The 22,452-nt window shown below is 72.1% G+C and carries 22 protein-coding genes; 10 read left to right on the forward strand and 12 right to left on the reverse strand.

Translation table 11 applies throughout. The features are described 5' to 3' along the window. Positions 1-33: 33 nt before the first annotated feature. Positions 34-228, reverse strand: coding sequence for a hypothetical protein (locus EXW95_RS00915; protein ID WP_174365938.1), 195 nt, complete (start codon positions 226-228; stop codon positions 34-36). A 285-nt stretch (positions 229-513) separates the two neighbouring features. On the opposite strand from EXW95_RS00915, the gene pelF reads away from it, so the two are divergent. The 6 genes from pelF to EXW95_RS00945 all read left to right on the forward strand — a co-directional run bounded on the left by pelF (position 514) and on the right by EXW95_RS00945 (position 8,813). Further along, positions 514-1,965 (forward strand): GT4 family glycosyltransferase PelF, encoded by a 1,452-nt coding sequence (pelF, locus tag EXW95_RS00920; protein ID WP_174365939.1) that lies wholly within the window; start codon positions 514-516, stop codon positions 1,963-1,965. Next, positions 1,962-3,404 (forward strand): hypothetical protein, encoded by a 1,443-nt coding sequence (locus EXW95_RS00925; protein ID WP_174365940.1) that lies wholly within the window; start codon positions 1,962-1,964, stop codon positions 3,402-3,404. The genes pelF and EXW95_RS00925 overlap by 4 nt, the downstream gene beginning before the upstream one ends. Positions 3,405-3,496: 92 nt before the next feature. Further along, positions 3,497-4,492, forward strand: coding sequence for a GDP-mannose 4,6-dehydratase (locus tag EXW95_RS00930; protein WP_174365941.1), 996 nt, complete (start codon positions 3,497-3,499; stop codon positions 4,490-4,492). 66 nt (positions 4,493-4,558) lie between these two features. Further along, positions 4,559-5,323 (forward strand): sugar phosphate nucleotidyltransferase, encoded by a 765-nt coding sequence (locus tag EXW95_RS00935; protein WP_174365942.1) that lies wholly within the window; start codon positions 4,559-4,561, stop codon positions 5,321-5,323. Between the two features lie 33 nt (positions 5,324-5,356). Further along, the gene (locus EXW95_RS00940) at positions 5,357-7,450 is read left to right on the forward strand and encodes a hypothetical protein (protein WP_174365943.1); all 2,094 of its coding nucleotides are present in this window, start codon (positions 5,357-5,359) and stop codon (positions 7,448-7,450) included. Positions 7,451-8,000: 550 nt separating this feature from the next. After that, a complete protein-coding gene (locus tag EXW95_RS00945; RefSeq protein ID WP_174365944.1) occupies positions 8,001-8,813 on the forward strand; it encodes an endo alpha-1,4 polygalactosaminidase in 813 nt (270 codons plus the stop codon). 21 nt (positions 8,814-8,834) lie between these two features. Here the strand turns inward: EXW95_RS00945 and EXW95_RS00950 are convergent, their stop codons facing one another. The 11 genes from EXW95_RS00950 to EXW95_RS01000 form a co-directional block, all read right to left on the reverse strand. Beyond that, positions 8,835-9,410, reverse strand: a complete 576-nt coding sequence (locus tag EXW95_RS00950) for a hypothetical protein (RefSeq protein ID WP_174365945.1) — start codon at positions 9,408-9,410, stop codon at positions 8,835-8,837. A gap of 109 nt (positions 9,411-9,519) precedes the next feature. Then, complete coding sequence (locus EXW95_RS00955) at positions 9,520-10,218, reverse strand: histidine phosphatase family protein (RefSeq protein WP_174365946.1); 699 nt, start codon at positions 10,216-10,218, stop codon at positions 9,520-9,522. Next, a complete protein-coding gene (locus EXW95_RS00960; protein ID WP_174365947.1) occupies positions 10,211-11,305 on the reverse strand; it encodes a phosphotransferase family protein in 1,095 nt (364 codons plus the stop codon). Before EXW95_RS00960 ends, EXW95_RS00955 begins: the two co-directional genes overlap by 8 nt. Next, positions 11,302-12,102, reverse strand: a complete 801-nt coding sequence (locus EXW95_RS00965; RefSeq protein ID WP_174365948.1) for an SDR family oxidoreductase — start codon at positions 12,100-12,102, stop codon at positions 11,302-11,304. Before EXW95_RS00965 ends, EXW95_RS00960 begins: the two co-directional genes overlap by 4 nt. A 1-nt stretch (position 12,103) precedes the next feature. After that, complete coding sequence (locus EXW95_RS00970) at positions 12,104-12,898, reverse strand: SDR family oxidoreductase (protein WP_174365949.1); 795 nt, start codon at positions 12,896-12,898, stop codon at positions 12,104-12,106. A gap of 213 nt (positions 12,899-13,111) precedes the next feature. Beyond that, on the reverse strand, positions 13,112-14,347 hold the full coding sequence (locus tag EXW95_RS00975; protein WP_174365950.1) for an acyl-CoA dehydrogenase family protein: 1,236 nt from the start codon (positions 14,345-14,347) through the stop codon (positions 13,112-13,114). Further along, positions 14,344-14,691, reverse strand: a complete 348-nt coding sequence (locus EXW95_RS00980) for a hypothetical protein (RefSeq protein ID WP_174365951.1) — start codon at positions 14,689-14,691, stop codon at positions 14,344-14,346. The genes EXW95_RS00975 and EXW95_RS00980 overlap by 4 nt, the downstream gene beginning before the upstream one ends. After that, positions 14,688-15,092, reverse strand: coding sequence for a PaaI family thioesterase (locus EXW95_RS00985; protein WP_174366033.1), 405 nt, complete (start codon positions 15,090-15,092; stop codon positions 14,688-14,690). Before EXW95_RS00985 ends, EXW95_RS00980 begins: the two co-directional genes overlap by 4 nt. Before the next feature lie 5 nt (positions 15,093-15,097). Beyond that, entirely contained in the window at positions 15,098-15,565 is a 468-nt protein-coding gene (locus tag EXW95_RS00990) for a MaoC family dehydratase (protein WP_174365952.1), read from the reverse strand. Continuing rightward, on the reverse strand, positions 15,562-16,338 hold the full coding sequence (locus EXW95_RS00995; protein ID WP_174365953.1) for an SDR family oxidoreductase: 777 nt from the start codon (positions 16,336-16,338) through the stop codon (positions 15,562-15,564). Before EXW95_RS00995 ends, EXW95_RS00990 begins: the two co-directional genes overlap by 4 nt. Positions 16,339-16,469: 131 nt before the next feature. Further along, complete coding sequence (locus EXW95_RS01000; protein WP_174365954.1) at positions 16,470-17,249, reverse strand: hypothetical protein; 780 nt, start codon at positions 17,247-17,249, stop codon at positions 16,470-16,472. A 197-nt stretch (positions 17,250-17,446) separates the two neighbouring features. On the opposite strand from EXW95_RS01000, the gene EXW95_RS01005 reads away from it, so the two are divergent. From EXW95_RS01005 to EXW95_RS01020, 4 genes are read left to right on the forward strand one after another with little or no spacing between them, the layout of a single operon-like run. Further along, positions 17,447-18,643: a hypothetical protein gene (locus EXW95_RS01005; protein ID WP_174365955.1), complete on the forward strand. Its 1,197-nt coding sequence runs from the start codon at positions 17,447-17,449 to the stop codon at positions 18,641-18,643. After that, positions 18,624-20,576, forward strand: coding sequence for a glycosyltransferase (locus tag EXW95_RS01010; protein ID WP_174365956.1), 1,953 nt, complete (start codon positions 18,624-18,626; stop codon positions 20,574-20,576). The genes EXW95_RS01005 and EXW95_RS01010 overlap by 20 nt, the downstream gene beginning before the upstream one ends. Next, positions 20,573-20,884: an STAS domain-containing protein gene (locus tag EXW95_RS01015; RefSeq protein WP_174365957.1), complete on the forward strand. Its 312-nt coding sequence runs from the start codon at positions 20,573-20,575 to the stop codon at positions 20,882-20,884. Before EXW95_RS01010 ends, EXW95_RS01015 begins: the two co-directional genes overlap by 4 nt. An 8-nt stretch (positions 20,885-20,892) precedes the next feature. After that, on the forward strand, positions 20,893-22,434 hold the full coding sequence (locus EXW95_RS01020; protein ID WP_174365958.1) for an ATP-binding SpoIIE family protein phosphatase: 1,542 nt from the start codon (positions 20,893-20,895) through the stop codon (positions 22,432-22,434). Positions 22,435-22,452 lie beyond the last annotated feature (18 nt).

Below are 22,452 nucleotides of genomic sequence, written 5' to 3' on the forward strand. Positions count from 1 at the left end.
CGCGGGAACAGGTGTGCATGGGCCGGGGCTGCTTTACGGTTCGCGGGGCGACTCGGCGGGTGTGGTCAGGATCTCGTACAGTTCACGGATGTACCGGGCGCGGGCGCGGGTCCAGTCCTCGCCGCTGCGTCCGCCGTGGTCGAGGCTGCCGATGCTGGACAGGTCGGTGGCGATCTCGAGCGCACGCGTATTGAAATCGGTGGTGACCAGATTCAATTTTTCGCTCATGTTTCATGGTAGCAGACCCCTGCTCGCCCCCGAATGTGGGGGGTGACGCGGCGACGTTGCATGGGCGGCGCGGGCCGCCAGAGGCACTCCGGCACGCTGCAGACCCGGCCAGGGTGAAGTCGGCATTAACGCTCCTGTAGCGGCGCGGGCTGCAGATTAACGTTCCTGCAAGCTGCTCATAAATACCATGCGCCCATCAGTTGCACCCGTTCACGGCCGCCCCCCGAGTCCCAGCCGGCCGTGCGGAGGACCCTATGCCCCACCCGCCCTGCTCCCGGAGGCCCCATGCACATCGCGCTGCTCTGTGAAGGTACGTACCCGTACGCCAGCGGGGGAGTGAGCGTCTGGTGCGACCAGCTGATCCGCGGCCTGCCCGAACACCGCTTCCAGGTCTACGCCCTGACCGCGCAGCGCGAACCGGCGCCCTGCGGCCTGCCCGGCAACGTGCAGCGTCTGGAGAGCGTGCCGCTGTGGAGCCCGCAGGGCCCCGCGCGGCGCGGCCGGGTGGGCCTCCCGGCGGACCGCGCCGAGGCGCTGGGGGGGGTCGCGCAACTGCTGTACGCGCTGTTCACGCCCGGCAGCGACCCCGAGATCATGCTGGGCGGCCTGCGCCGACTGCACACCTACGCGCAGCGCGCTGACCTGGAAGCGCTGCTGACCGGGCGGGGCCGCGCCGAGCAGCTGTACGACCTGTGGAGCCGCGCCGCGCAGCCGGCCCGCAGTCAGGACCGCCCAGCGGGCGACCTGCTGCTGCAGCCCACCCTGGCCGACGCGGTGCAGGCGACCCTGTGGCTCTCACGCTTCCTGCGGCCCCTGAGCGTGCGGCCCCCGGCAGCGGACCTGACGCACGCGACCGGCAACGGCCTGGCGACCCTGCTGGCCTTCACGGCGAAGTGGGCGCACGGCACGCCGTTCGTGCTGACCGAGCACGGCATCTACCTGCGGGAACGCTACCTGGAACTGCGCTTCACGGGGCACAGCCCGGCGTTCAAGTCGTTCCTGCTGCGCTTCTACGGCAGCCTGACCCGCGCGGCGTACCGCATGGCGGACCTGATCACGCCGGGATCGCGGTACAACGAACGCTGGGAGGTCCGCGAGGGGGCCGACCCGGCGCGGATCATGGCGGTGTACAACGGCGTGAACCCGGCGTCGTTCCCGCCCAGCGCGGCGGAACCCGAGCGGCCCACGATCAGCTGGGTGGGCCGCATCGACCCCCTGAAGGACCTCGAGACCCTGATCCGGGCGTTCGCACTGGTGCGTGAGGGGCTGCCCGGCGCGCAGCTGCGGATGTTCGGGTCGGTCCCGCGTGGGAACGAGGACTACGCCCGCGCCTGCCACGCCCTGATCCACGAGGTCGGGGTGCAGGGCAACGCCACCTTCGAGGGTCACGTCCCGGCGGTCGTGGACGCCTACCACGCCGGGCACATGGTCGCCCTGACCAGCATCAGCGAGGGCTTCCCGTACACCCTGATCGAGGCGATGGCGACCGGACGCGCGACCGTGTCCACCGACGTGGGCGGCGTCAGCGAGGCCGTCGGGGAGGCCGGGCTGGTCGTGCCGTCGCGCGATCCGCACGCGGTGGCGCGCGCCTGCCTGGACCTGCTGTCCAGCGCGCCCCTGCGCGACCGACTGGGCCGCGCCGCGCGGCAGCGGGTGCTGTCGCAGTTCACGCTGGAGTCCTTCCTGGACGTGTACCGGGGCCTGTACCCGCAGGTGGCGGCGCGGGGGATCGCGTGAGCGCCACGCTGCGCCGCACCCCGCACGCCGCGCGCGCCCCCGCGCTGCCGGTCCCCTGGACGGGCCGCGACCGCCGCGCGCCGGACCCGCTGGGTCAGCTCTCGCGCCGCCTGGAGGGCGCCTGCCAGGGCGCGGTGCAGCCGCTGGAACTCGCCGCGATCCTGGAAGCCGAGGGCTACACCGACCAGCTGGTGCAGGCGCGTTTCGGCACGCCGGACGTGTTCGAGTGCGCGCAGCTGCTGTACCGCCGCGTGCCGTTCCGGCCGCCCGACGTGACCGCCACGACCCTGCCGCGCCCGGTGCCGCTGGAACGCGACCTGACGCGCGGCGTGATCTACCTGATGCCCGCGCTGTGGACGCCGTTCGCGCTGCCACTGACGTCCGGCGCGGGCGCCGCGCAGGTCACGACCGCCGGACTGCTGACCGCGACGCTGTTCGGCTGGGGCTGGATGCAGGGCGTCGCGTACCGCGGGTACCAGGCGCTCGTGCGCGGCCCGGCCCCCGCCGCGCGGACGCTGGCGGCGCTGGGCGTGCAGGCCACAGTCCTCACGGCGGCGCTGGCAGCCGGGGTGGCCTGGACACTGGGCCTGCCGCCCCTGCCGACGGCCGGGGTGGCGCTGGCGATGGGCGCGTACCTGGCGAGCGCCACGACGCTGCTGGTGCTGGGGCAGGAGGCGGCGCTGCTGCTGACGGCCCTGCCGGTCGCGGCCCTGATCCTCGGGCACCTGAGCGGGCTGCTGCTCGCCCCGCAGTGGCTGACGCTGCTGCTCGCGGTGGGGGGGCCGCTGCTGGCCGCCGCGCAGGCGGTGGTGCGCGCGGGCCGCCCGGCCATCCCGGCCGCGAGTCACGCGGGGCGGGCGCTGCTGTACGCGCTGTACGGCTGGCTGTGCGCGGCGTTCCTGGCGGCGCGGCTCCTCAACCCGTGGGAGCCGGGCGGCGCGGACCTGAGCGGCATGATGGGCCTGTCCTGGAGTGTCGCGCCGCTGGTGCTGGGCATGGGCGCACTGGAGTTCACGCTGCGCGGCCTTCACCGGGGGCTGGCGGTCTGCGCGCGCAGCAGCGAGCCGGTCGGCGTGATCCGCCGCCGGGGCGCGCGGCTGCTGGCGGGGCGCGTGGCGCTGTTCACCGCCGGACTGGGCGGCACGTACGCGCTCGTGGCACTGCTGTCCCCGGCGCTGGGCGGTCCGGCTCTGGCCCCGGAGCTGCTTGCCGGGCATGTCCTGCTGGGCGGGGCGCTGCTGCTCAGCGGGTACCTGATCAACGTGGGGCTGCTGGGCGGGGCGCTGCTGGTGTGGACCGGCGCGCTGGTCACGCAGGTCCTCGCGCGGGAGACCGGACTCGCGCCGGACCCGGCGTACCTGCTGGGGGCGGTGGTGGCGGCGCTGCTGTGCGCGCTGCTGAGCGCCTGGGCGGTGAGGGACGCGCGTCACCTCACGTAAGGCCCGGACAACCGGGAATTCTGGACTGCCGCGGCCCCTGGGGAGGTGCGCCGCGCGGGTGGGTGCGTGCGCCCGATCGGAGGGGAGGAGACATGGGAACACTGGCAGCGGTGACCGGGGCCGAGGGCTTCATCGGTTCGCACCTCGTGGAGACGCTCGTGCGCGGCGGCGCGCGGGTGCGGGCCATGGTGCTGTACAACAGTTTCGGCAGCTGGGGCTGGCTGGACGACCTGCCGCCCGAGATCATGGCCCACGTCGAGGTGGTCCTCGGCGACGTGCGCGACCCGGTGTGCGTGCGGGAATTCATGCGCGGCGCGGACGTGGTGTACCACCTGGCGGCACTGATCGCCATTCCGTACTCGTACGCGGCGCCGCACTCGTACGTGCAGACGAACGTGGTCGGCACCCTGAACGTCCTGGAGGCCGCGCGGGACCTGCAGACGCCCCGGCTGGTGCACACCAGCACCAGCGAGGTGTACGGCACGGCCCGCAGCGTGCCCATCACCGAGCGGCACCCGCTGCAGGGGCAGTCGCCGTACTCCGCGACGAAGATCGCGGCGGACAAACTGGTCGAGGCGTACCACCTGAGTTTCGGTCTGCCGGTCGTGACCCTGCGGCCCTTCAACACGTACGGGCCGCGCCAGTCGGCGCGCGCGGTGATTCCCACCATCATCTCGCAGATCGCCGCGCGCCGCCCGGTCGTGCGGGTCGGGGCGCTGCGGCCCACGCGGGACTTCAACTACGTGCGCGACACCGCGCGGTCCTTCCAGGCGGTCGGCGAGGCCCCGCACGAGCGGGTGGTGGGCCGCACCCTGAACACCGGGACCGGGGTGGAGGTCAGTGTCGGGGACCTGATCCGCGTGATCGCGGACGTGATGGGCCGCGACGTGCAGGTCGAGGAGGAAACGCAGCGCCTGCGCCCCGAGAACAGCGAGGTCATGCGGCTCGTCGGGGACAACAGCGAACTGCGCGCCGCGACCGGCTGGGCGCCCCGCTTCGACCTGCACGCCGGACTGGACGAGACCAGCCGCTGGTTCCTGGAGCCGCGCAACCTCGCGCACTACCGGCCCGACCAGTACACCATCTGACACGCCGAACTCCCCCCCCGACGCCCTCTTTCGACGCGGGTCCGAGCGGCCCGAGGAGGTTCCACCATGCACGCAGTGATCCTGGCTGGCGGGAAAGGCACCCGGCTGCGGCCCTACACCACCTGTGTTCCCAAGCCCCTGGTGCCCATCGGGGACCGCTACTCGATCCTGGAGATCGTGATGCATCAGCTGTCCCACTACGGGTTCACGCACGTGACCCTGGCGATCGGCCACATGGGCACCCTGATCCGCTCGTTCGTGGGGGACGGCAGCCGCTTCGGGCTCTCGGTCACGTACCTGGAGGAAGCGAGCCCGCTGGGCACCATCGGCCCACTGCTGGGCGCACTGGACCGCCTGCCCGAGCATTTCCTGGTGATGAACGGGGACGTGCTGACGAACCTGAACCACGCCAAGTTGCTGCGGCAGCACGCGGCCAGCAGCGCGCCCGTGACGGTCGCCACCTACGCCCGCGAGGTGAGGAGCGAGTTCGGGGTGCTGGACATCGAGGGCGGCACCATCCTGCACTTCCGCGAGAAACCGGTGTTCAACTTCATGGTCAGCATGGGCATCTACGGCTTCAGCCGCGAGACCCTGACGCGCTACCCGGCCGGGAAACCCTTCGGGTTCGACGACCTGGTACTGGACCTGCTGTCGCGCGAGATCCGCCCGGCCAGCTACCCCTTCGACGGGTACTGGCTGGACATCGGCCGTCCCGAGGACTACGACCGCGCGAACGCCGACTTCGACCGGTACATCGGGATGCTGATGCCCGGCATGAACCTGGGCACGCCCGTGCCCACCCCCGACGCCTACCTGAACGCCCCGGCCTGAAGGCCGCCGCCCCGCCGGGGCAGGAGTGACCGCATGAAGCACCTGAAACTGCTGGCCCTGAGCGTCCTGCTGGCCGCCTGCGCGACCCGCACCGCCCCGGCGACCGAGGACGCGGCGCTGCCCGTCACGGACGACCACACCACCGCCGCACACAGCGGCCACCTGATCAGCGACCTGACCCGTCCCGGCGCCGCCACGCCCCGCGGGGAGAACCTGCGCCCCCTGCCGGACCTGACCGGGCCGCGCACGCCGCTGCCGCTGCGGCCTTTGGCGGTCACGCCGAACACCGACGTGGTCGCCCTGCGGGTCCTGATCCTGGCCGGAGGTGCGGACAGCAACCTCGACACGGCCCGCGCCATGCTCGATCAGGCGGGCGTGCCCTACGACGTGATCTTCCCCGCGCAGACGCCCCTGACCCCGGAGTCGCTGGTCGCGCCGGACGGCAGCGGGCGCTACCAGGGCGTGATCCTCACCACCGGGAACCTCGCGTACGAGGCCAGTCCCGGCGTGTTCCAGAGCGCACTGGACTGGGCCGGATGGAACCTGCTGTGGCAGTACCAGAAGGACTACCGCGCGCGGCAGCTGTCACTGTACACCTACCCCGGCACCTGGCCGGAGGATTACGGCCTGCGGGACGCCGGCGTGGCGAGCAGCAGCGCGGACGTGAAACCCACCGCCGCCGCCTCGGGGGTGCTCAGCGACCTGCGGCAGGTGAACATTCCGGTGCGGTACGCGTACAACTACCCGTCCACCCTGGCGACCGTGCCCGGCGTGAGCAGCACGCCACTGCTGCGCGATCCCAACGGTCGCGTGCTGGGCGTGCAGTCCACCACCGACGGGCGCGAGCGGGTCGCGCTGACCTTCGCGCAGAACCCCTACCTGCTGCACAGCACCCTGCTGGGGTACTCCCTGACGAACTGGCTGACGCGGGGCGTGCGGCTGGGCGAGTACCGCCGCTTCGCGCAGCTGGACATCGACGACTGGTTCCTGCCGGGCGACGTGTACAACCCCTCGACCGGCACCATCAGGGCCGACGGGTTCCGGATCGCGGCGGTGGACGCCATGAACCTCCCGGTGCAACTGGCGTCCCTGCGGGCGCTGTACCCGGTCGCCCCGGCACTGAACTTCACCATCGCGTACAACGGGGGCGGCGCGAACGCCAGCGCGCCCGCCAGCTGCGCCCCCTTCCCCCTCGGGACGCCCGACACGCTGTCCAGCGCCACCAAGTGCCTCGCGAACACGTTCGACTGGGTCAGTCACACCCTCGACCACGAGTACATGGACTTCCTGACGTACGACCAGTCGATGGCGCAGCTCGCCCCGAACCTGAGTGTCGCGCAGGCGTTCGGCCTGAAACTCAGCGCGCAGGGGCTCGTGACGGGCGACATGTCCGGCCTGGGCTACTACAACCCCGCCGGGGACGGCCCCAAGACGAACTTCGGGCTGGGCGCGTCGAACCTCGCGTTCCTGAACGCCGCGCAGGCGACCGGCGTGCGCTACCTCGCGTCGAACCGCTCGGTGGACGGACAGTGGGACCCCACCTGCACGAACTGCGGGCTGTACCACCCGCTGAACCCGTCCATCTTCCTGGTGCCGCGCTGGCCCACGAACGTGTTCTACAGCGTCACCAACCCCAACCAGGCCGTCAGTGCCTACAACAGCGTGTACGGCCCGACCGGCACCGCGCCCTACTGGGATCACAACCTGACCTACGCCGAGTACCTGGACAAGGAAAGCGATCTGGCGCTGGGTCACGTCCTGTCCGGCAGCGCGTTCCCGCACTACATGCACCAGAACAACCTGCGGCAGTTCAGCCTGAACAGGAGCCTCGCCAGCGACTGGCTGGGCGCCGTGCTGAAGAAGTACGCCCGGTACTCCACGCTGCCGCTGAACACCTGGCGCTGGGACGACCTGGGCCCGTACATGCGCGACCGGACCCTTGCCCTGAAAGCCGGCGTGAGCGGCAGCTGGAACCGCGCGTCGAACACGGTGACCGTCACCTCCGAACGCGGCGGCCCAGCCTTCGTGACCGGCGCACTGGGCGGCACGCAGACGAACTACGCCGGCCGGACCATCAGTCTCGTGACCCTGGGGGCCGGTCAGAGCGTCACTCTGCCCGTCCAGTGAAGGGGGCCGCGCCCACCGCGCGGTGGCCTGCAGCCGCCCACGTCGTGAACAGGTCGGGTCACCAGCCCCCCACGCCCGGAACCCGCTGCGCTCCGGCCCGCCTGCTGGCCCGACTGCTGGCCCACCTCCTGAGACGGACTCCGATTGAATGGCTTATAAGGCCGTTCAATCCGAGCGAAGTGATACGGACTCCGGTTGAAAGGTTTGCAAAATCTTTCAACCCGAGCGGAGCGAGCAGGAGAGAACCGGGTTCCGGGCGTGGAGTTGGCAACCTGGTGTCGTTCCGGGTTGTTAACGAAACAAACGGAATCCGTATGAGTCGGAGCAAAACGGGTTCCGGGCGTGAAGGTCGCAACCCGGTGATGTTCCGGCTGGAGGGCGAAACACACGGGATCCGTATGACGCTGCTCGGGAGGTGGGGGGCGCCCCGCCCCGCCCGCCACGCGGCCCAGTCCGCAGCCCAGTGTCTGGCCCGGTCTCCGGTCCTGGGCTACGCCCCCGCACGCGTCCCCTGCGCTTCCCGGCACCCCGGCGCCTGGCAGGAGGCCCCATGACCGGACACCTCCGCCACCCCCTGACGTACCTGCAGCCGCCGGCCCGGACCGCCGGACCGCCAGGCCGCCGCGCCCTGAGCGTGTACTACGGCCCGAACGCCCTGAACGTCCTGTGCCGCTACCAGCGGGTCATCGTGCAGCCCGGCCACTACCGCGTGGACGCCGTGCGCTGGCTGCAGTCGCGCGGCGTGCAGGTCCTGGCGTACCTGAGCCTGGGCATGGACAGCAGTCCGCACGGCGAGTGGCTGCGTGGCGCGCCCGACCCGCACTGGCACCTGCGGCCCGTGGACGCCCGCCACCCGGAGTGGCGCGCGCGGATCGAGGCGCAGGTCCTGGCGCACAAGGCGGTGTTCGACGGGTTCCTGCTCGACACGCTCGACAGTGCCAGCGACCCGGTGCAGGTGCGCGCCATGCTGAAACTCGTGCGGCAGGTGCGGCAGTGGGCCGGACCCTGCTACCTGATGGCGAACCGTGGCTTCGGGCTGCTGCCGCGCCTGGGCGGGACCATCAACGGCGTGCTGATCGAGGCGCTGTCCACCACCTGGGCCGACGGGTACCGCACGTACGAACGGCACGAACTGGAGTACACGGCCGCGCTGGTCGCGCAGGCGCGCCGCCTGCACCTGGAGGTGTACGGCCTGGACTACGCCGTGACCACCCGCGCCCGGCGGTTCGCGCTGCGCCGGGCCGAGGCGCTGGGCGTCCCGACGTTCGTCAGCAACCGCGAACTGACCCTGCCCGGCGGGCTGCTGCCCCGGCTGGCCGCGCCGGAACGGGCGGAGGCGCCCAGGCGCAGCGCGCGCGCCTGAGCGCCACCAGACCCCGCGGAACTACAGGGCGGTGTCGATGCTGACGTCGTCCCAGTCGAGGGCGACGTCCGCGAGCGTCACGATGGGCACCTCGCCGAGCAGGGCACGCAGGTGCTCGATCTGCTCGGTGACCTTCGGGGAGGTCGGCGGGGTGTCGTCCACCTCGGCCGCCTTGGCGCGGAACCAGAAGCGCGGCTTGCTGGCCTGTTTGGCCTGGGCGGACCGTTCGTCCAGCAGCGCCACGAGCGCCTGGGTGGCCTGCACGATCTGCTCGTCGAGCGGCGTCGAGAGCAGTTCCGCGACCGCCTGGGTCTGCAGCAGACCGCTGAGGGTGCCGGGGTCGGCGCCCAGGTCCGCCATGCAGCGCGTGGCGAGGTGCTGGGTGTGCCCCATGTTGGAGTTCATGCCGACGGAGTTGCCGGGGCGGCGGACCTTGTCGCCCTGCACGGCCAGCAGTTCAGGCAGGTTGCCGGGGCGGGGCACGGCGATCAGGCGCAGCCAGGGGCCGCGCGCGCGGTGCGCCTGCAGGACCGTGATGACCTGCGCGGTGCGGTAGACCGCATCATCGGTGGCGGTCAGGACCTCGCGGACGTTCATGCGTCCACCCTAGCGGGGAGGGCGGCACAAATCTCTTTCACTGGGGGGAACACGCTGCAGAGGATAGCGGCATTGACGCCCGGCGTCATGTGGGTTGCTGCGCGGCCGGTCACCGCCATGACCGCTCGGCGGGCGGCAGGTGCGCCTCCTCGTTGAAACTGTCCAGGCTGACGCGCCCACCGCCGAAGGTCAGGCGGGTGACGCTGGCGTTGCGCACCCGCCAGTTCAGGCGCAGGGCCGTGGCGTCCGTGGCGTCCAGCACGCGGGCGAGCGTCAGGCCGATCACGCCGCCACTCGTGAAGACCGCCACGCGGCTCCCGCCGGGCAGGGCCAGCGTGTCCGCCAGGGCCGCGAGAACCCGCGCGCGAAACGCCGCCCACGTCTCCACGTCCGGGTGGGTCAGGGTGCCCGCCTGCCACGCGGCCGCGACCGTCTCCAGCAGCGCCTGGAAGGTGCTGTTGCGCGTCTGGGGGTCGCTGGCGCGGAAGGCGGCGACCTGCGCGGCGAACGCGTCGTCCCGCGCGGCCAGCAGCGGCGCCAGTGTACGGATCAGGCCGTCCCCGTCGAACTCGGCCAGCCGGGCGTCCTGGGTCGCAGCAGGCCAGCCGCTCGCCTGCCCGGCCGCCAGCCCCGCGCTGCGCCGCTGCCGCACGAGGGGGCCGTGCAGGACGTGCGTGGGCACCCAGCCCTCCGCCTGGAACGCCGCGCCGACCGCGCGGGCCTGGGTCTCGCCCAGCGGGGACAGACGGTCGGTGTCGGCCTCGAACGGCGTGGCCTGCCCGTGGCGGATCAGCCGCAGTTCACTCACGCGCGTCCTGCGTCCGGATCAGCTCCCAGGCGCGGCGCATCAGCCACGCGGCCTGCGCGGCCAGCGGCGCGAAGCGCGGGTCCTGCGTCTGCCCCAGGCGGTAACGGGCGAAGATCTGGATGACGATCACCGCGAGCTTGAAGTGCCCCAGCACCTCGAACCACGGCAGCGCGTCCGCCACGCGTCGCCCGCTGCGGGCCTCGTAACGGGCCACCAGCTCGTCCCGGTCCGGAAAGCCCGGCGCCGCCGCCCCGACGCGGTTGGGCGCGCCGCCGGGCAGCTCCGGCATCGTCCAGTACGTCAGGGTCAGGCCCAGGTCCACCAGCGGGTCGCCCAGCGTGGTCATCTCCCAGTCCAGCAGCGCCACCACCCGGCCCGGATCGTGGGGGTCGAGCATCAGGTTGTCCAGCTTGAAGTCGTTGTGGACCAGCGCGTGCGCCGTTTCCGTGGGCGTGTGCGCCTCCAGCCACGCGATCACCAGTTCGTCGCGCAGCTCGGCAGGTGGGGGGAGGTCCCCGGTGTCCTGGAGAGCCTCGCGGGCGCGGCGCCAGCGGCCCGCCCAGCCGTCCACCTGACGGCGGTTGAAGCCCTCGGGTTTCCCCAGGTCACGTAACCCCGCGGCACTCACGTCCACCGCGTGCAGGTCCGCCAGCGTATCAATGAGGGCCGCGCCCAGCCGCTCCGGCGCGTCCGGGAGGTCGCGGTACTCGGGCGGGAGGCTGGTCCGCACGACCGTCCCGCGCCGCCGCTCCATCAGGTAGAACGGGCTGCCGATCACGCCCGCGTCCTCCACGACCAGCAGCGGCGCCGGGGCGACCGGCAGCACCGGGTGGATGCGGGAGAGCAGGTTCGCCTCGCGGGTCATGTCGTGCGCGCCCTTCGGGAGCGGCCCCAGCGGCGCGCGGCGCAGCACGTACTCCTGCTCACCCAGGCGCAGCAGGTACGTCAGGTTCGAGAAGCCCCCGGGGAACTGCAGGACCTCCAGCGCCTCCACGTCGCCGGGCACCCGGCCGCGCAGGGCCTCCCGCAGCGCCTCCAGCGGGAGTTCCTCGCCGGGGCGGACGGGCGCGGCGTCCGGCGCGGTCAACGGCTCGCCTCCCCCGCCTCTGCCCCGTCCTGCTGGGCGTGCAGCAACGCCATGGCCTTGCCGCGCAGGTGCCGCATCTTCCCGATCCAGCCGTCGTAATCCGCCGCCTTGAGCTGGAATCCTTTCAGGGTGCTGGGGTGCGTGGTGATCAGGAACCCGTCGGCGCGCAGCACCTCCAGCGTCCTCGCGACCAGTTCGTCGGTCGTGATGGCCGTCTGCTGCAGCAGGGGCGCGTTCTGGATCATGGGCGTCCACACGCCTTCCGGGCACAGCGCGGCGACCTTGATGCCCCGGTCACCGTACGTGATGCTCAGCCACTCCGCGAACGCCAGCGCGGCGTGCTTGGTCACGGCGTATGGCGCGGAGTGCAATTCCGTCAGCAGGCCCGCTGCCGACGCGGTGTTCAGCAGGTACCCGTCCCCCCGCTCCAGCATGTGCGGCAGGACGTGCCGCGCCGCCCAGACGTGACTCATGACGTTCACCCGCTGGATCAGATCCCACACGCGGTCCGGGGTGTCCGGCCCCTCCCCCACCGCGATGCCCGCATTCGAACAGAAGAGGTCGATGCGGCCCTCCTGCGCCAGCACGTCGTCGATCAGGCCCTTCACGCCCGCCTCCTGCCCCACGTCCGCCGCGATGAAGCGCGCCCCGATCACGGCCGCCTCCTGCGCGCCCAGCTCCGCGTTGCGGTCCGAGGCGACCACCGTCGCGCCCTCCTGCACGAACGCCGCCGCCAGCGCCTTCCCGATCCCTGACGCCGCGCCCGTCACCACGATCACTTTCCGTTCAAAGTCCATGTCAGCCCTCCAGTGCATCCGGGAACGCGTGGCCCCCGGCGAGTTGTTCGGTCGTCTGCCGCGACAGGTCCCGCACGCGGCCCAGCCAGCGGTCATGCGAATTCGCGCGCGCCTGGAAGGCCCGCACGGTCATCGGATGCGTCGTGATCAGGAACTGCCCCGACCGCAGGCCAGTCACGGCCGCCCCGGCGACCTCCTCGGGCGTGATCGCCCCGGCCTGCAGGTGCGGCGCGCCCGCGATCAGGGGCGTCTGCACCCACTCCGGGCACAGCGCCGCCACGCTGATGCCCCGGTCCCCGTACGTGATCGCCAGCCACTCCGCGAAGGCCAGCGCCTCATGCTTCGTCACCGCGTACGGCGCGGAATGCACCTCGGTCAGCAGGCCCGCCGCCGACACCGTCTGCAACAGCGTGCCGCTCCCGCGCGCGAGCATGTGCGGCAACACGTGCCGCGCGCCCCACACGTGACTCAGGACATTCACGCGCCACGACACGTCCCACAACGCGTCCTGCGCCTCCAGACCGTTCCCGACGGCCAGTCCCGCGTTCGAGCACAGCAGGTCGACGCGGCCCTCGTGCGCCAGCACGTCGTCGATCAGGGCCTTCACCCCGGCCTCCTGCCCCACGTCGGCCGGCACGAACCGCGCGCCGATCGCTGCCGCCTCACGCGCCCCGGCCTCCGCGTTCCGGTCGGACGCCACCACCACCGCGCCCTCCTGCGCCAGCCGCGCCGCCAGCGCCCGACCGATCCCGGACGCCGACCCCGTCACCACCGCCACCGCCTGATTCAAGTCCATGATCACTCCTCGGTTCCCGCACCCCCTCCCGGCCTCCCCCCTGAAGGGGGAGGAGAAAACCCGGGATGCGCGGCTGGTACGGATTCCGTTTGTTTCGTTAACAACCCGGGACAGCACCGGGTTGCCAACTCCACGTCCGGAACCCGTTTCTCTCCCACTCGCTCTGCTCGGATTGAACGGCTTTGTAAGCCATTCAATCGGAGTTCGTATGACTCAGCGGCGTCCGCTGACGCCCTGGCGGCGCAGTTCTTCCTTGGCGACCGTCTCGGCGTGCACGATGTCCGGGCCGTCCGCGAGGCGCAGGGTGCGCGCCTGGGCGTACATCATCGCCAGGGGCGTGTCCTGGCTGACGCCCGCCCCGCCGAACACCTGAATGGCGCGGTCGATGACGCGCAGCGCGACGTTCGGCGCGACGACCTTGATCGCGGCGATCTGCCCGCGCGCCTCCTTGTTCCCGACGGTGTCCATCATGTGCGCGGCGTGCAGAGTCAGCAGGCGAGCCTGGTCGATCTCCATGCGGCTCGCGGCGATGGCCTCGCGGACGTGCTGGTGCCCGGTGAGGGGTTTGCCGAACGCGGTACGGGACGCGGCGCGCTGCACCATGAGATCCAGGGCGCGTTCGGCCTGTCCGATCAGGCGCATGCAGTGGTGGATGCGGCCCGGCCCGAGGCGGCCCTGCGCGATCTCGAAACCGCGTCCCTCGCCGAGCAGGAGGTTCGCGGCGGGCACGCGCACGTCACGGAAGGTCATCTGCGCGTGGCCGTGCGGGGCGTCGTCGTACCCGAACACGGTCAGCATGCGTTCCTTCGTGACGCCCGGCGCGTCCAGGGGCACCAGGATCATGCTCTGCTGGCGGTGCCGTTCGGCACTCGGGTCAGTCTTGCCCATGAAGATGCTGATCTTGCAGCGGGGGTCCCCGGCGCCGCTCGTCCACCACTTGTCGCCGTTCACGACGTACTCGTCCCCATCGCGGGTGATGCTGGACTGAATGTTCGTCGCGTCGCTTGAGGCGACGTCGGGTTCGGTCATGGAGAACGCGCTGCGGATCTCGCCGTTCAGCAGCGGGATCAGCCACTGCTCCTGCTGCTCGGGCGTGCCGTAGCGGGCCAGGACCTCCATGTTCCCGGTGTCGGGCGCCGAGCAGTTGAACACCTCCGGCGCCCACCAGACGCGGCCCATGACCTCGCACAGGCCCGCGTACTCCAGGTTCGACAGGCCCGGCCCGAAGGTGCCGTCCGGGTCGCTGGCGGGCGGCAGGAACAGGTTCCACAGGCCCTCGGCACGCGCCTTCGGTTTCAGTTCGTCGATGATCGGGAGGTGCTCCCAGCGGTTCCCCGACTCGATCTGCCGGGCGACCTCGGCCTCGTTGGGGTAGATGTGCGCGTCCATGAACGCGGTGAGGCGCGCGTGCAGGTCACGGGCGCGGGGGGACACGTCGAACATCGTCATAGGGATTCCTCCTCAGTCAGGGGGCGGAAGCTGGCCTCGTCACCGTCGATGCCCAGCAGGAAGTCTCGGTAGCCCCGCCCGGCCTCGCCGCGCAGGATCAGGCCCAGCGACATCAGGCCGTCCAGGACCGCCTCGGCGCGCTCCAGCAGCTCCGGGTCGGGATCCTCGGCGAGTTGCCGCGCGAGGCGGGCGTCCTCGTCGAACAGTGGGCGGTACGGGTCGAAGGTGGGTGTAGCCTCAAATGTGCCCCGAATTGCGAACATCTCGGTGGCGGTGACGGTCAGGGTGCCGAGCACCTCGCCGGTCGTGGGGCGCTCCAGGGTGTAGCGGCTGCCGATCTTCATGGCACGTCCGCGCGGGCGATGGTGCCCAGTGCCGTGGCGACGAGTTTCTCCTGACCGTCCTGCGCGGCGTAGAGGTCGCAGCGGGTCACGGCCTGCCGTTTCCCGGCGCTGATGACGCTGCCGCGTCCGATCAGGGTGTCGCCCTGCGCGGGCCGCAGGAAGTTGATCTTGAATTCACTCGTCAGGACGCTCGGCCCCAGCGCGGCGGCCCCCATGAACGTCAGGGTGATGTCCGCCAGCGTCGCCTGGAGGCCACCGTGCGCGAAGCCGTGGTGTTGCGTCAGGTCGGGCCGCAGGGCGAGACGCACCTCGACCTCGTCGGGGGTGAAGCGAGTCGCGCGGGCGCCAACGAGGGTGCTGAACGGTTGGGCGTCCAGCACGCCCTGCGCCATGGAGAGCATGTCGGTCACAGGTAGACCCGGTAGACGCTCTCGGCGGTGCAGGCGGGTTTATCGGCCCCGTCGATCTCGATGGTGTTCGCGACCGTGATCTGAACAAAACCCTGGCCCGGTTCGGCGGACTGGAGCACGGCGCGGTTGCGCAGGCGTGCTCCGGCGCGGACGGGCGCGATGAAGCGCACGCGGTTCAGGCCGTAGTTGACGGTCATCCGCGCGCCGTCGATGTGGGGGCTGCCGCCGCACGTCATGAACTCCCCGGCCAGCAGCGACAGGGTCAGGAACCCGTGCGCGATGGTGCCGCCGAAGGGGCCCTGCGCGGCCCGTTCGGGGTCGACGTGGATGAACTGGTGGTCGCCCGTGGCGTCCGCGAACGCCTGGATGCGGTCCTGGGTGACCTCCACCCAGTCGGACAGCGCGACCTGCTGCCCGACGTGCGCGGCCAGTTCGTCCGGTCGGAGTCCGGTGGGGGTGGTCATACGACGCCGGCGCCGCCGTCCACGGCGATGTTCTGCCCGGTCATGTAGGCGCTGGCGTCGCTGGCGAGGAGCAGCGCGAGGCCCTTGAGGTCCTCGTCGGTGCCGAGGCGGTGCATGGGCGTGGATTCCAGGATGTTCTGCTCGCCGTACGCCAGGGTCCCCTTGGTCATCTTGGTGGGGAAGTACCCGGGGCAGATGCTGTTCACGGTGACGCCCTTGTCGGCCATCTCGGCGGCCAGGGCGCGGGTGAAGTTCACGACGGCGCCCTTGCTGGTGTTGTACGCGACGGTGGGGGCCATGCGGGGGTCGTTGCCCTGCAGCCCGGCGACCGACGCGACGTTCACGATGCGGCCCTTCCCGGCGGGGAGCATGCAGCGTTTCAGGACGCTCTGGGTGATGAGGAACAGGCCGTTCACGTTGACGTTCATGACCTTCATCCACGCCTCCATGGGGTGGTCGACGGTCGGGGAGCCCCAGGTGGCCCCGGCGTTGTTCACGAGGATGTCGATGGGGCCGACCTCGGCGTGGATGCGTTCCACGAGCGGATCAATGGTGTCGAAGGCGCCCAGGTCGTTGGGGTAGACGTGCGCGGTGATGCCCATGGAGGCGAGGTGCGCTTTGGCTTCGTCGAGTTCGTGGGCTTTGCGGGCGGTGAGGACGACGGTCGCGCCGTATTCGCCGAGCGCCTCGGCGATCTGGAGGCCGAGGCCGCGGCTGCCGCCGGTGATGAGGGCGACCTTGCCGGTCAGGTTGAACAGGTCTTTCAGGGCCATGCGGGGTGAACCTCCGGGTGAGGGGACGTGCGGCGGGGGGTTGAGGCCACCAGCATAGGCAGAAATGTACGTGAACGTCAATTTTGAACGCGAACGGACGCTGCGAGCGGGGACGGGGTCACGGCTGGGGGTCAGGGCCGCCAGTCCAGCGTCGCCTCGCGCGCGGCCCGCAGGCCCGCCACCTCCAGTTCCGCCCGCAGGCGGTAGCGTCCCGCCGGGAGGCCATCCAGCACCGGCAGGACCGGCTCGGCGCGCCGGACCTCGCCCGGCCACAGGATCACTGTCGGGCCGCCCGCGCACGCCTCGTCCGGCAGGACCGTCACGTCCTTTCCCCGCGCGTCCAGCAGCCGCAACCGGACCACGAAGCAGTCCCAGTCCACCCGCACCGGCCAGCGTCCGGTATTCACGACGCGCACGTCGACCGCCAGCGCCCCCCGCGCCGGGGAGGTCGGGCGCACGAAGACACTCAGGCGAGACTCGCGGGCCACCTCGTCGGCCGTGACCGTGATGCCGGGCGGCCCGACCCTGGGCGTGCCCACCGGCACCACCACCCGGTTCAGGAGGGGGGCAAGCCGTCCCACACTGCCCACAGCTCGCTCGGTGTCCAGCAGGTGCGCCAGCGTGAAGCGCGCGGGGCGTACCTGCACGGCGCCGCTGCGGGCGATCTCGCGGGCCTCCCCGCCCAGAGTCTCGGTCAGCGCGTCGGTCAGGGCACGTACGGGGGGCTGCCCCGGCCCGGCCCACAGCAGCGTCAGCCGGGGTCGGCCCGCGCGCGTGTCCACGGCCGCGCCGGCAAACGCCGGGAAGCGGGCGGCGAGGGCCGTCCAGTCCGGCCGGTTGCCCGTCCGGGCCTGCGCGCCGGGGCTGGCCAGGAGGAGCAGGGCGCACAGGACCGGGCGCAGGCGTCGCATGGCTCCAGTGTGACCCGCCCAGCCCGGCAACGAGGCGCCACGTTCATGGTTCGGGGCCGTCATGGTCTGTCAGAATTCCCGTCCCACAACCCCCCATCAGGTTAAGGCACACCGATATTTGCGTCTCAGCCGTGGTTTTTCGCATGCAGCCCCCAGTGAAAGCTCCCGGTGATGACCGGCGGGGCAGCATGGAACGCGTGAACGGACGCCGAGAATCCATGCAGGGCTTGCTGACGGTCGCGGCCATCCTGCTGAGCAGCGCGCTGAACTACGCGTTCACGCTGCTGCTGGGCCGCTGGCTGGACGCCTCGCAGTACGGGGCGTTCGCGTCGTTCACGTCGCTGTTCATGCTGTCGGCTGCGCTGCCGATCGCGTTCCAGCAGGCCACGTCCCGCCGCGCGCAGGGGGCGAACACCGCCGCCGCGCTGCGGGCCGGTGGGCTGCTGGGCGCGGCGCTGCTGCTGCTCTCGCCACTGGCGGGCCTGCTGGGATTGCAGCCCGCGTGGGTGGCGGCGTTCGCGCTGACCGTCCCGACGCTGGCGCTGCTGGGCGCGTGGCGCGGCGCGGCGCAGCGGGACGGCCGGGCCGCCGCGTTCGGCCTGAGTCTGCTGGCCGAGCACGGCCTGAAGATCGCGCTGACGGCGCCGCTGCTGCTGGTCCTGCCGGGCGCGGCGGCGGCGGTCGCGGCGACACTGCTGGGGATGCTGCTGGCGCTGCCGCTGGTCCGGCCCTGCCCGGCCTCCGGCACGGCCGGAGCTGCCGCGCCGGAAGCGGAAGGCAAGCGGCTGCTGGCGCTGGTCGCCGCCGCGCAGAGTGGGCTGCTGTACGGGGACGTGCTGCTGGCCGGGGCGCTGCTCGCCCCCGGTGACGCGGGCGCGTTCGCGGCGGCAGCCACCCTGGCGCGCGTGGTGTTCTTCGCCGGGTGGGCGGTGCAGGTCGCGGCGTTCCCGCTCGTGGCCCGCCGCGCCGCCACCGGGGAGCCGCTGCGGCCCCTGCTGCTGGGTGCGCTGGGCGCGACGCTGCTCGTGGCGGGCGTCCCGGCGGCGCTGCTGGCGCTCGCGCCGGAGCTGTGCGCCCGCGTGGCGTTCGGCGGGGCGCTGCCGGGCGCTTCGGCGCTGCTGCCCGCCGCGGCGCTGGGCACCCTGGCGCTGACGGTGGCCGGCACGGCCATGAATCACCTGCTCGCTTCGGGCGGGCGCGGCGCGCAGCTGCTCACGGCGCGGGCGTACCTGCTGTCCGGCGCGGCGATGCTGCTGCTGGCGCTGGTGTCCTCGCATCAACCATCACATTTGACGCTCTTCGTGGCGGTCGGGAAGGGTACCCTGCTCCTGAGCGCCGCGTCCTCCCTCATCCCTCACTCCTGGAGGTTTACCCGTGTCGTATCCCGCGTTTGAGCAGTGGCGTGACGTGCCGCTGCCCCGAGTCACCCTGAGTATCGTCGTGCCCGCGTACAACGAGTCCGAGCGGATCCTGCCGACCCTGGCGGCGTTCGCGGTGGCGGTCAGCGCCATCGGCGAGCCGTGGGAACTGATCGTCAGTGACGACGGCAGCCGCGACGGCACCGCCGACCTGGTCGGGGCGCTGCCCTGGGCGAACCTGCGCGTGATCCGGCACGCGAACACCGGCAAGGGCGGCGCGGTCCGCCGGGGCGTGCGCGCCGCGCGCGGCGACCTGATCCTGTTCGCGGACGCGGACAACAGCACGCCCATCGAGGAACTGCCGCGCCTGATCGCGGCGGTCCGCGCCGGGGCGCACGTCGCGATCGGGTCGCGCGCCGCCGAGGGCGCCGAGGAGGTCGGCAAGAGCCCCCTGCGGCGGCTGGTGTCCGGCGGGCTGCGGCGCGTGACGCGGGTGCTGACCGGCGTGACCGCCGAGGACACCCAGTGCGGCTTCAAGCTGTTCCGGGGCGAGGTGGCCCGCGACCTGTTCCGGCGCGGCGTGCTCGACGGGTTCTCCTTCGACCTGGAACTTCTGTACCTCGCGGCGCGTGACGGTCTGCGCGTCGTGGAGGTCCCGGTCCGCTGGGTGGACGCCCCGGACAGCAAGGTGGATCCCGTGAAAGACTCCGTGAAGTTCCTCAAGGACGTCCTGATGCTGCGCCGCCTGCACGGCAGCGGCCACCCGCGCCGCGACGGGCTGCACCTGGCAGTCGTCACGGCGTACCCGCCGGGGCGGCGCAGCCTGAACGAGTACGGCCTGCACCTCTCGCGGGTGCTGGCGGACAAGCCCGAGGTGGGACACATGACCATCCTGGCCGACCGGCTGCCCGCCGGGCAGGAGGCCGCCGACGCTCCGAACGTGCGGCGCGTGTGGGACTTCAACGATCCGCTGTCGGCGGCGCGGCTGCTGCTGGCGCTGCGCCGCGCGCGGCCCGACGCGGTGATCTTCAACCTGCAGATGGCGAGTTTCGGGGACCGGCGCGTCCCGGCGGCGCTGGGGCTGCTCACGCCCATGCTGGCGCGGGCGCTGGGGACGCCCAGCGTGACGCTGCTGCACAACCTGTTCGAGACGGTGGACCTGGACCGCGCGGGCTTCGGCGGGAATCCGCTGAAGGTGAAGGTCACGCGGGCGTTCGGGCGGCTGTTCACGCGGGCGCTGCTCGCGTCGAACCTCGTGGCGACGACCCTGCCGCGTTACGTGAAGCTGCTGCGCGAGGAGTACGGCGCCCAGAACGTGTTCCTCGCGCCGCACGGGACGTTCCAGCTGCCCCTCCCGCCGCAGCCGTTCCCGGAGGTGCCGACCGTGATGACCTTCGGGAAGTTCGGGACGTACAAGCGCGTGGAGGTGCTGATCGAGGCCCACCGCCGCCTGCTGGAACGCGATCCGCGCACGCGGCTGGTGATCGCCGGGAGTGACACGCCGAACGCGCCGGGGTACCTCGCGGGCGTGCAGGCGCAGTTCGCGGACGTGCCGAACATCACCTTCACCGGCTACGTCGCCGAGGAGGACGTGCCGCGCGTGTTCAGTGACAGCACGGTCGTGGCCTTCCCGTACAACGCCACGACCGGCAGCAGCGGCGTGCTGCACCAGGCCGGGGAGTTCGGGCGCGGCGCGGTCATGCCGAACATCGGGGACCTCGCGGATCTGATCCAGGACGAGGGCTACCGCGCGGAATTCTTCGAGCCCGAGGACCCCGAGTCCCTGGCGGACGCGCTGTGGCGCGTGCTGAGCGACCCGCGTCAGGCGGCGGCGCTGGGCGACGCGAACTGGCGGGTGGCGTCCAGCCTGCCGCTCTCCGACGTGGCAGACTGGTACCTGCTCCACATTGAAGACCTCACGGGCGCCGCGCCCGGTCCCTCACCCCGCGCCCAGGAGGCCCAGGCATGACCCGACCCCCCACCACCCTCGACATTCAGGTGCGCCGCGATACGGACGACCTGCACCTGTCACTCAGCGGACGCCTGGACGCGCACCAGGTGCCGGGGTTCCTCGCGGCGGCCGAACCGCTCGCGGCGCGCACGACCCTGGACCTGGGCGGCGTGACGTTCATGGATTCCAGTGGGCTGGCGGCGCTGGTGCGCCTGGTGCGCGCCGCGCGGTCCGCCGGGCAGGACCTCGGGATCGTGAACGTTCAGGACGGCGTGCGGCTGGCCATGGAGATCACGGGCCTGTACGCCGTGCTGCCGATCCGCTGAGCGCGGCCATGGACGCGCCCGATCCCTTCACGGAACTGCTGGATCAGGTCGCGGACCTGAGTGATCAGCTGGTGTTCCTGCAGCGCCTGATCCCGCAGGCGCTGGCCCTGACCGACGAGGCGCAGGCGACCGGGCTGGTGCAGCAGGCGGCGGCGCTGATCAGCACGCCGGGCGCGGCGCTGAACGTGCGGGGCGAGTGGCTGGGCGACACGCCGGGCTGGCTGCGCGGCGTGCGTCCGCCTGATCACCCGGCGGTCCTCCCGGCGGGCGCGCTGTATACCGGCGCGCCGTTCGTGGGCGCGTGGCGGCTGACGGCGGTGCTGGCGGTGCCGCTGGAGCAGGGCTGGCTGGCCCTGTGGGGCAAGCGCGATTTCCTGGCGGGCGAGCGGGAACTGATCAGCACGCTCGCGCAACTGCTCGACGCGGCCCTGCGGGCCATGCAGGGGCGGCGCGAGGCGGCGCGGTACGAACTGCAGGAGCGCGACCGGCGGCAGGCGCGGGCGGTGTGGCGCGCCGTGACGCCCGAGGCGCTGCGGACCCCGCCGGGGTACCACCTGCACCTGCACTCGCAGCCCGCCAGTGATTTCGGCGGGGACTTCCAGTTCCAGGAGGCCGAGTGGCTGGTCGCGGGCGACGTGAGCGGCAAGGGCCTCCCGGCGGCGATCATCACGGCGATGTTCGCGTCGGCGTTCACGGTCGCGGCGCGTTCGTCGTCGCTGAACAGCACGCTGGGCGAGGCGCTGCACGACCACCTGGAACGCTCGGGGGCGTTCTGCACGCTCGCGGCGATGCAGGTGCGGCCCGACGGGCAGTTGCGCGTGCTGAACATCGGGCATCCGCCGGTGCTGCTGCGCCGCGCCGACGGGCGCCTGGAGGAGGTGCGGGCCTCGGCGCCGCCGCTGGGCACCTTCCCACTGCTGCACGTGGACGTGGAGCGGGTGTGGCTGCATCCGGGCGACGCGCTGCTGGTGTACAGCGACGGCCTGTTCGAGGCGGAGGACGCCGCGGGCGTGCCGTTCGGCCTGGACCGCACCCGGCAGCTCGCGTCGGAGGTCGCGCCCACCTCGTTCATCCGGCAGGCGGTCTCGGGCCTGCGCGGCTTCGAGGTGGCCGATGACCTGACGCTGCTCGTGCTGCAGCGCGACCCGGCGGCGCGCGGGGTGCAGCGGCGCCTGCCGGGCGACCTGCAGGCCCTGGCGACCCTCAGCGAGGCGCTGCGCGAGGCGGTGCCGCCGGACCACCCGGCGCTGATGCCGACGGAACTGGCGATCACGGAACTGTTCGTGAACGCGGTGCGGCACGGCGGGGCGCGCGAGGTGACGCTGCGGGCGCACACCTCCGGCGCGGACATTCTGGTGACCCTGATGGACGACGGGTCGCCGTTCGATCCTCGCAGCGCCGCGCCGCAGGAGGGCGGGGAGCTGCGCGAACACGGGTACGGGCTGCTGATCGCGCAGCGCTGCGCGCGGGAATGGCATTATGCTCGCAAGGCACAGTTCAACCGCCAGACGCTGCGACTGCGCGCGCCCGACCTCTCCGCACTCATCTGACGACGCCTGAAAGGATGC

The sequence above is a fragment of the Deinococcus sp. JMULE3 genome (genome assembly GCF_013337115.1).
Classification (GTDB): Bacteria; Deinococcota; Deinococci; order Deinococcales; family Deinococcaceae; genus Deinococcus.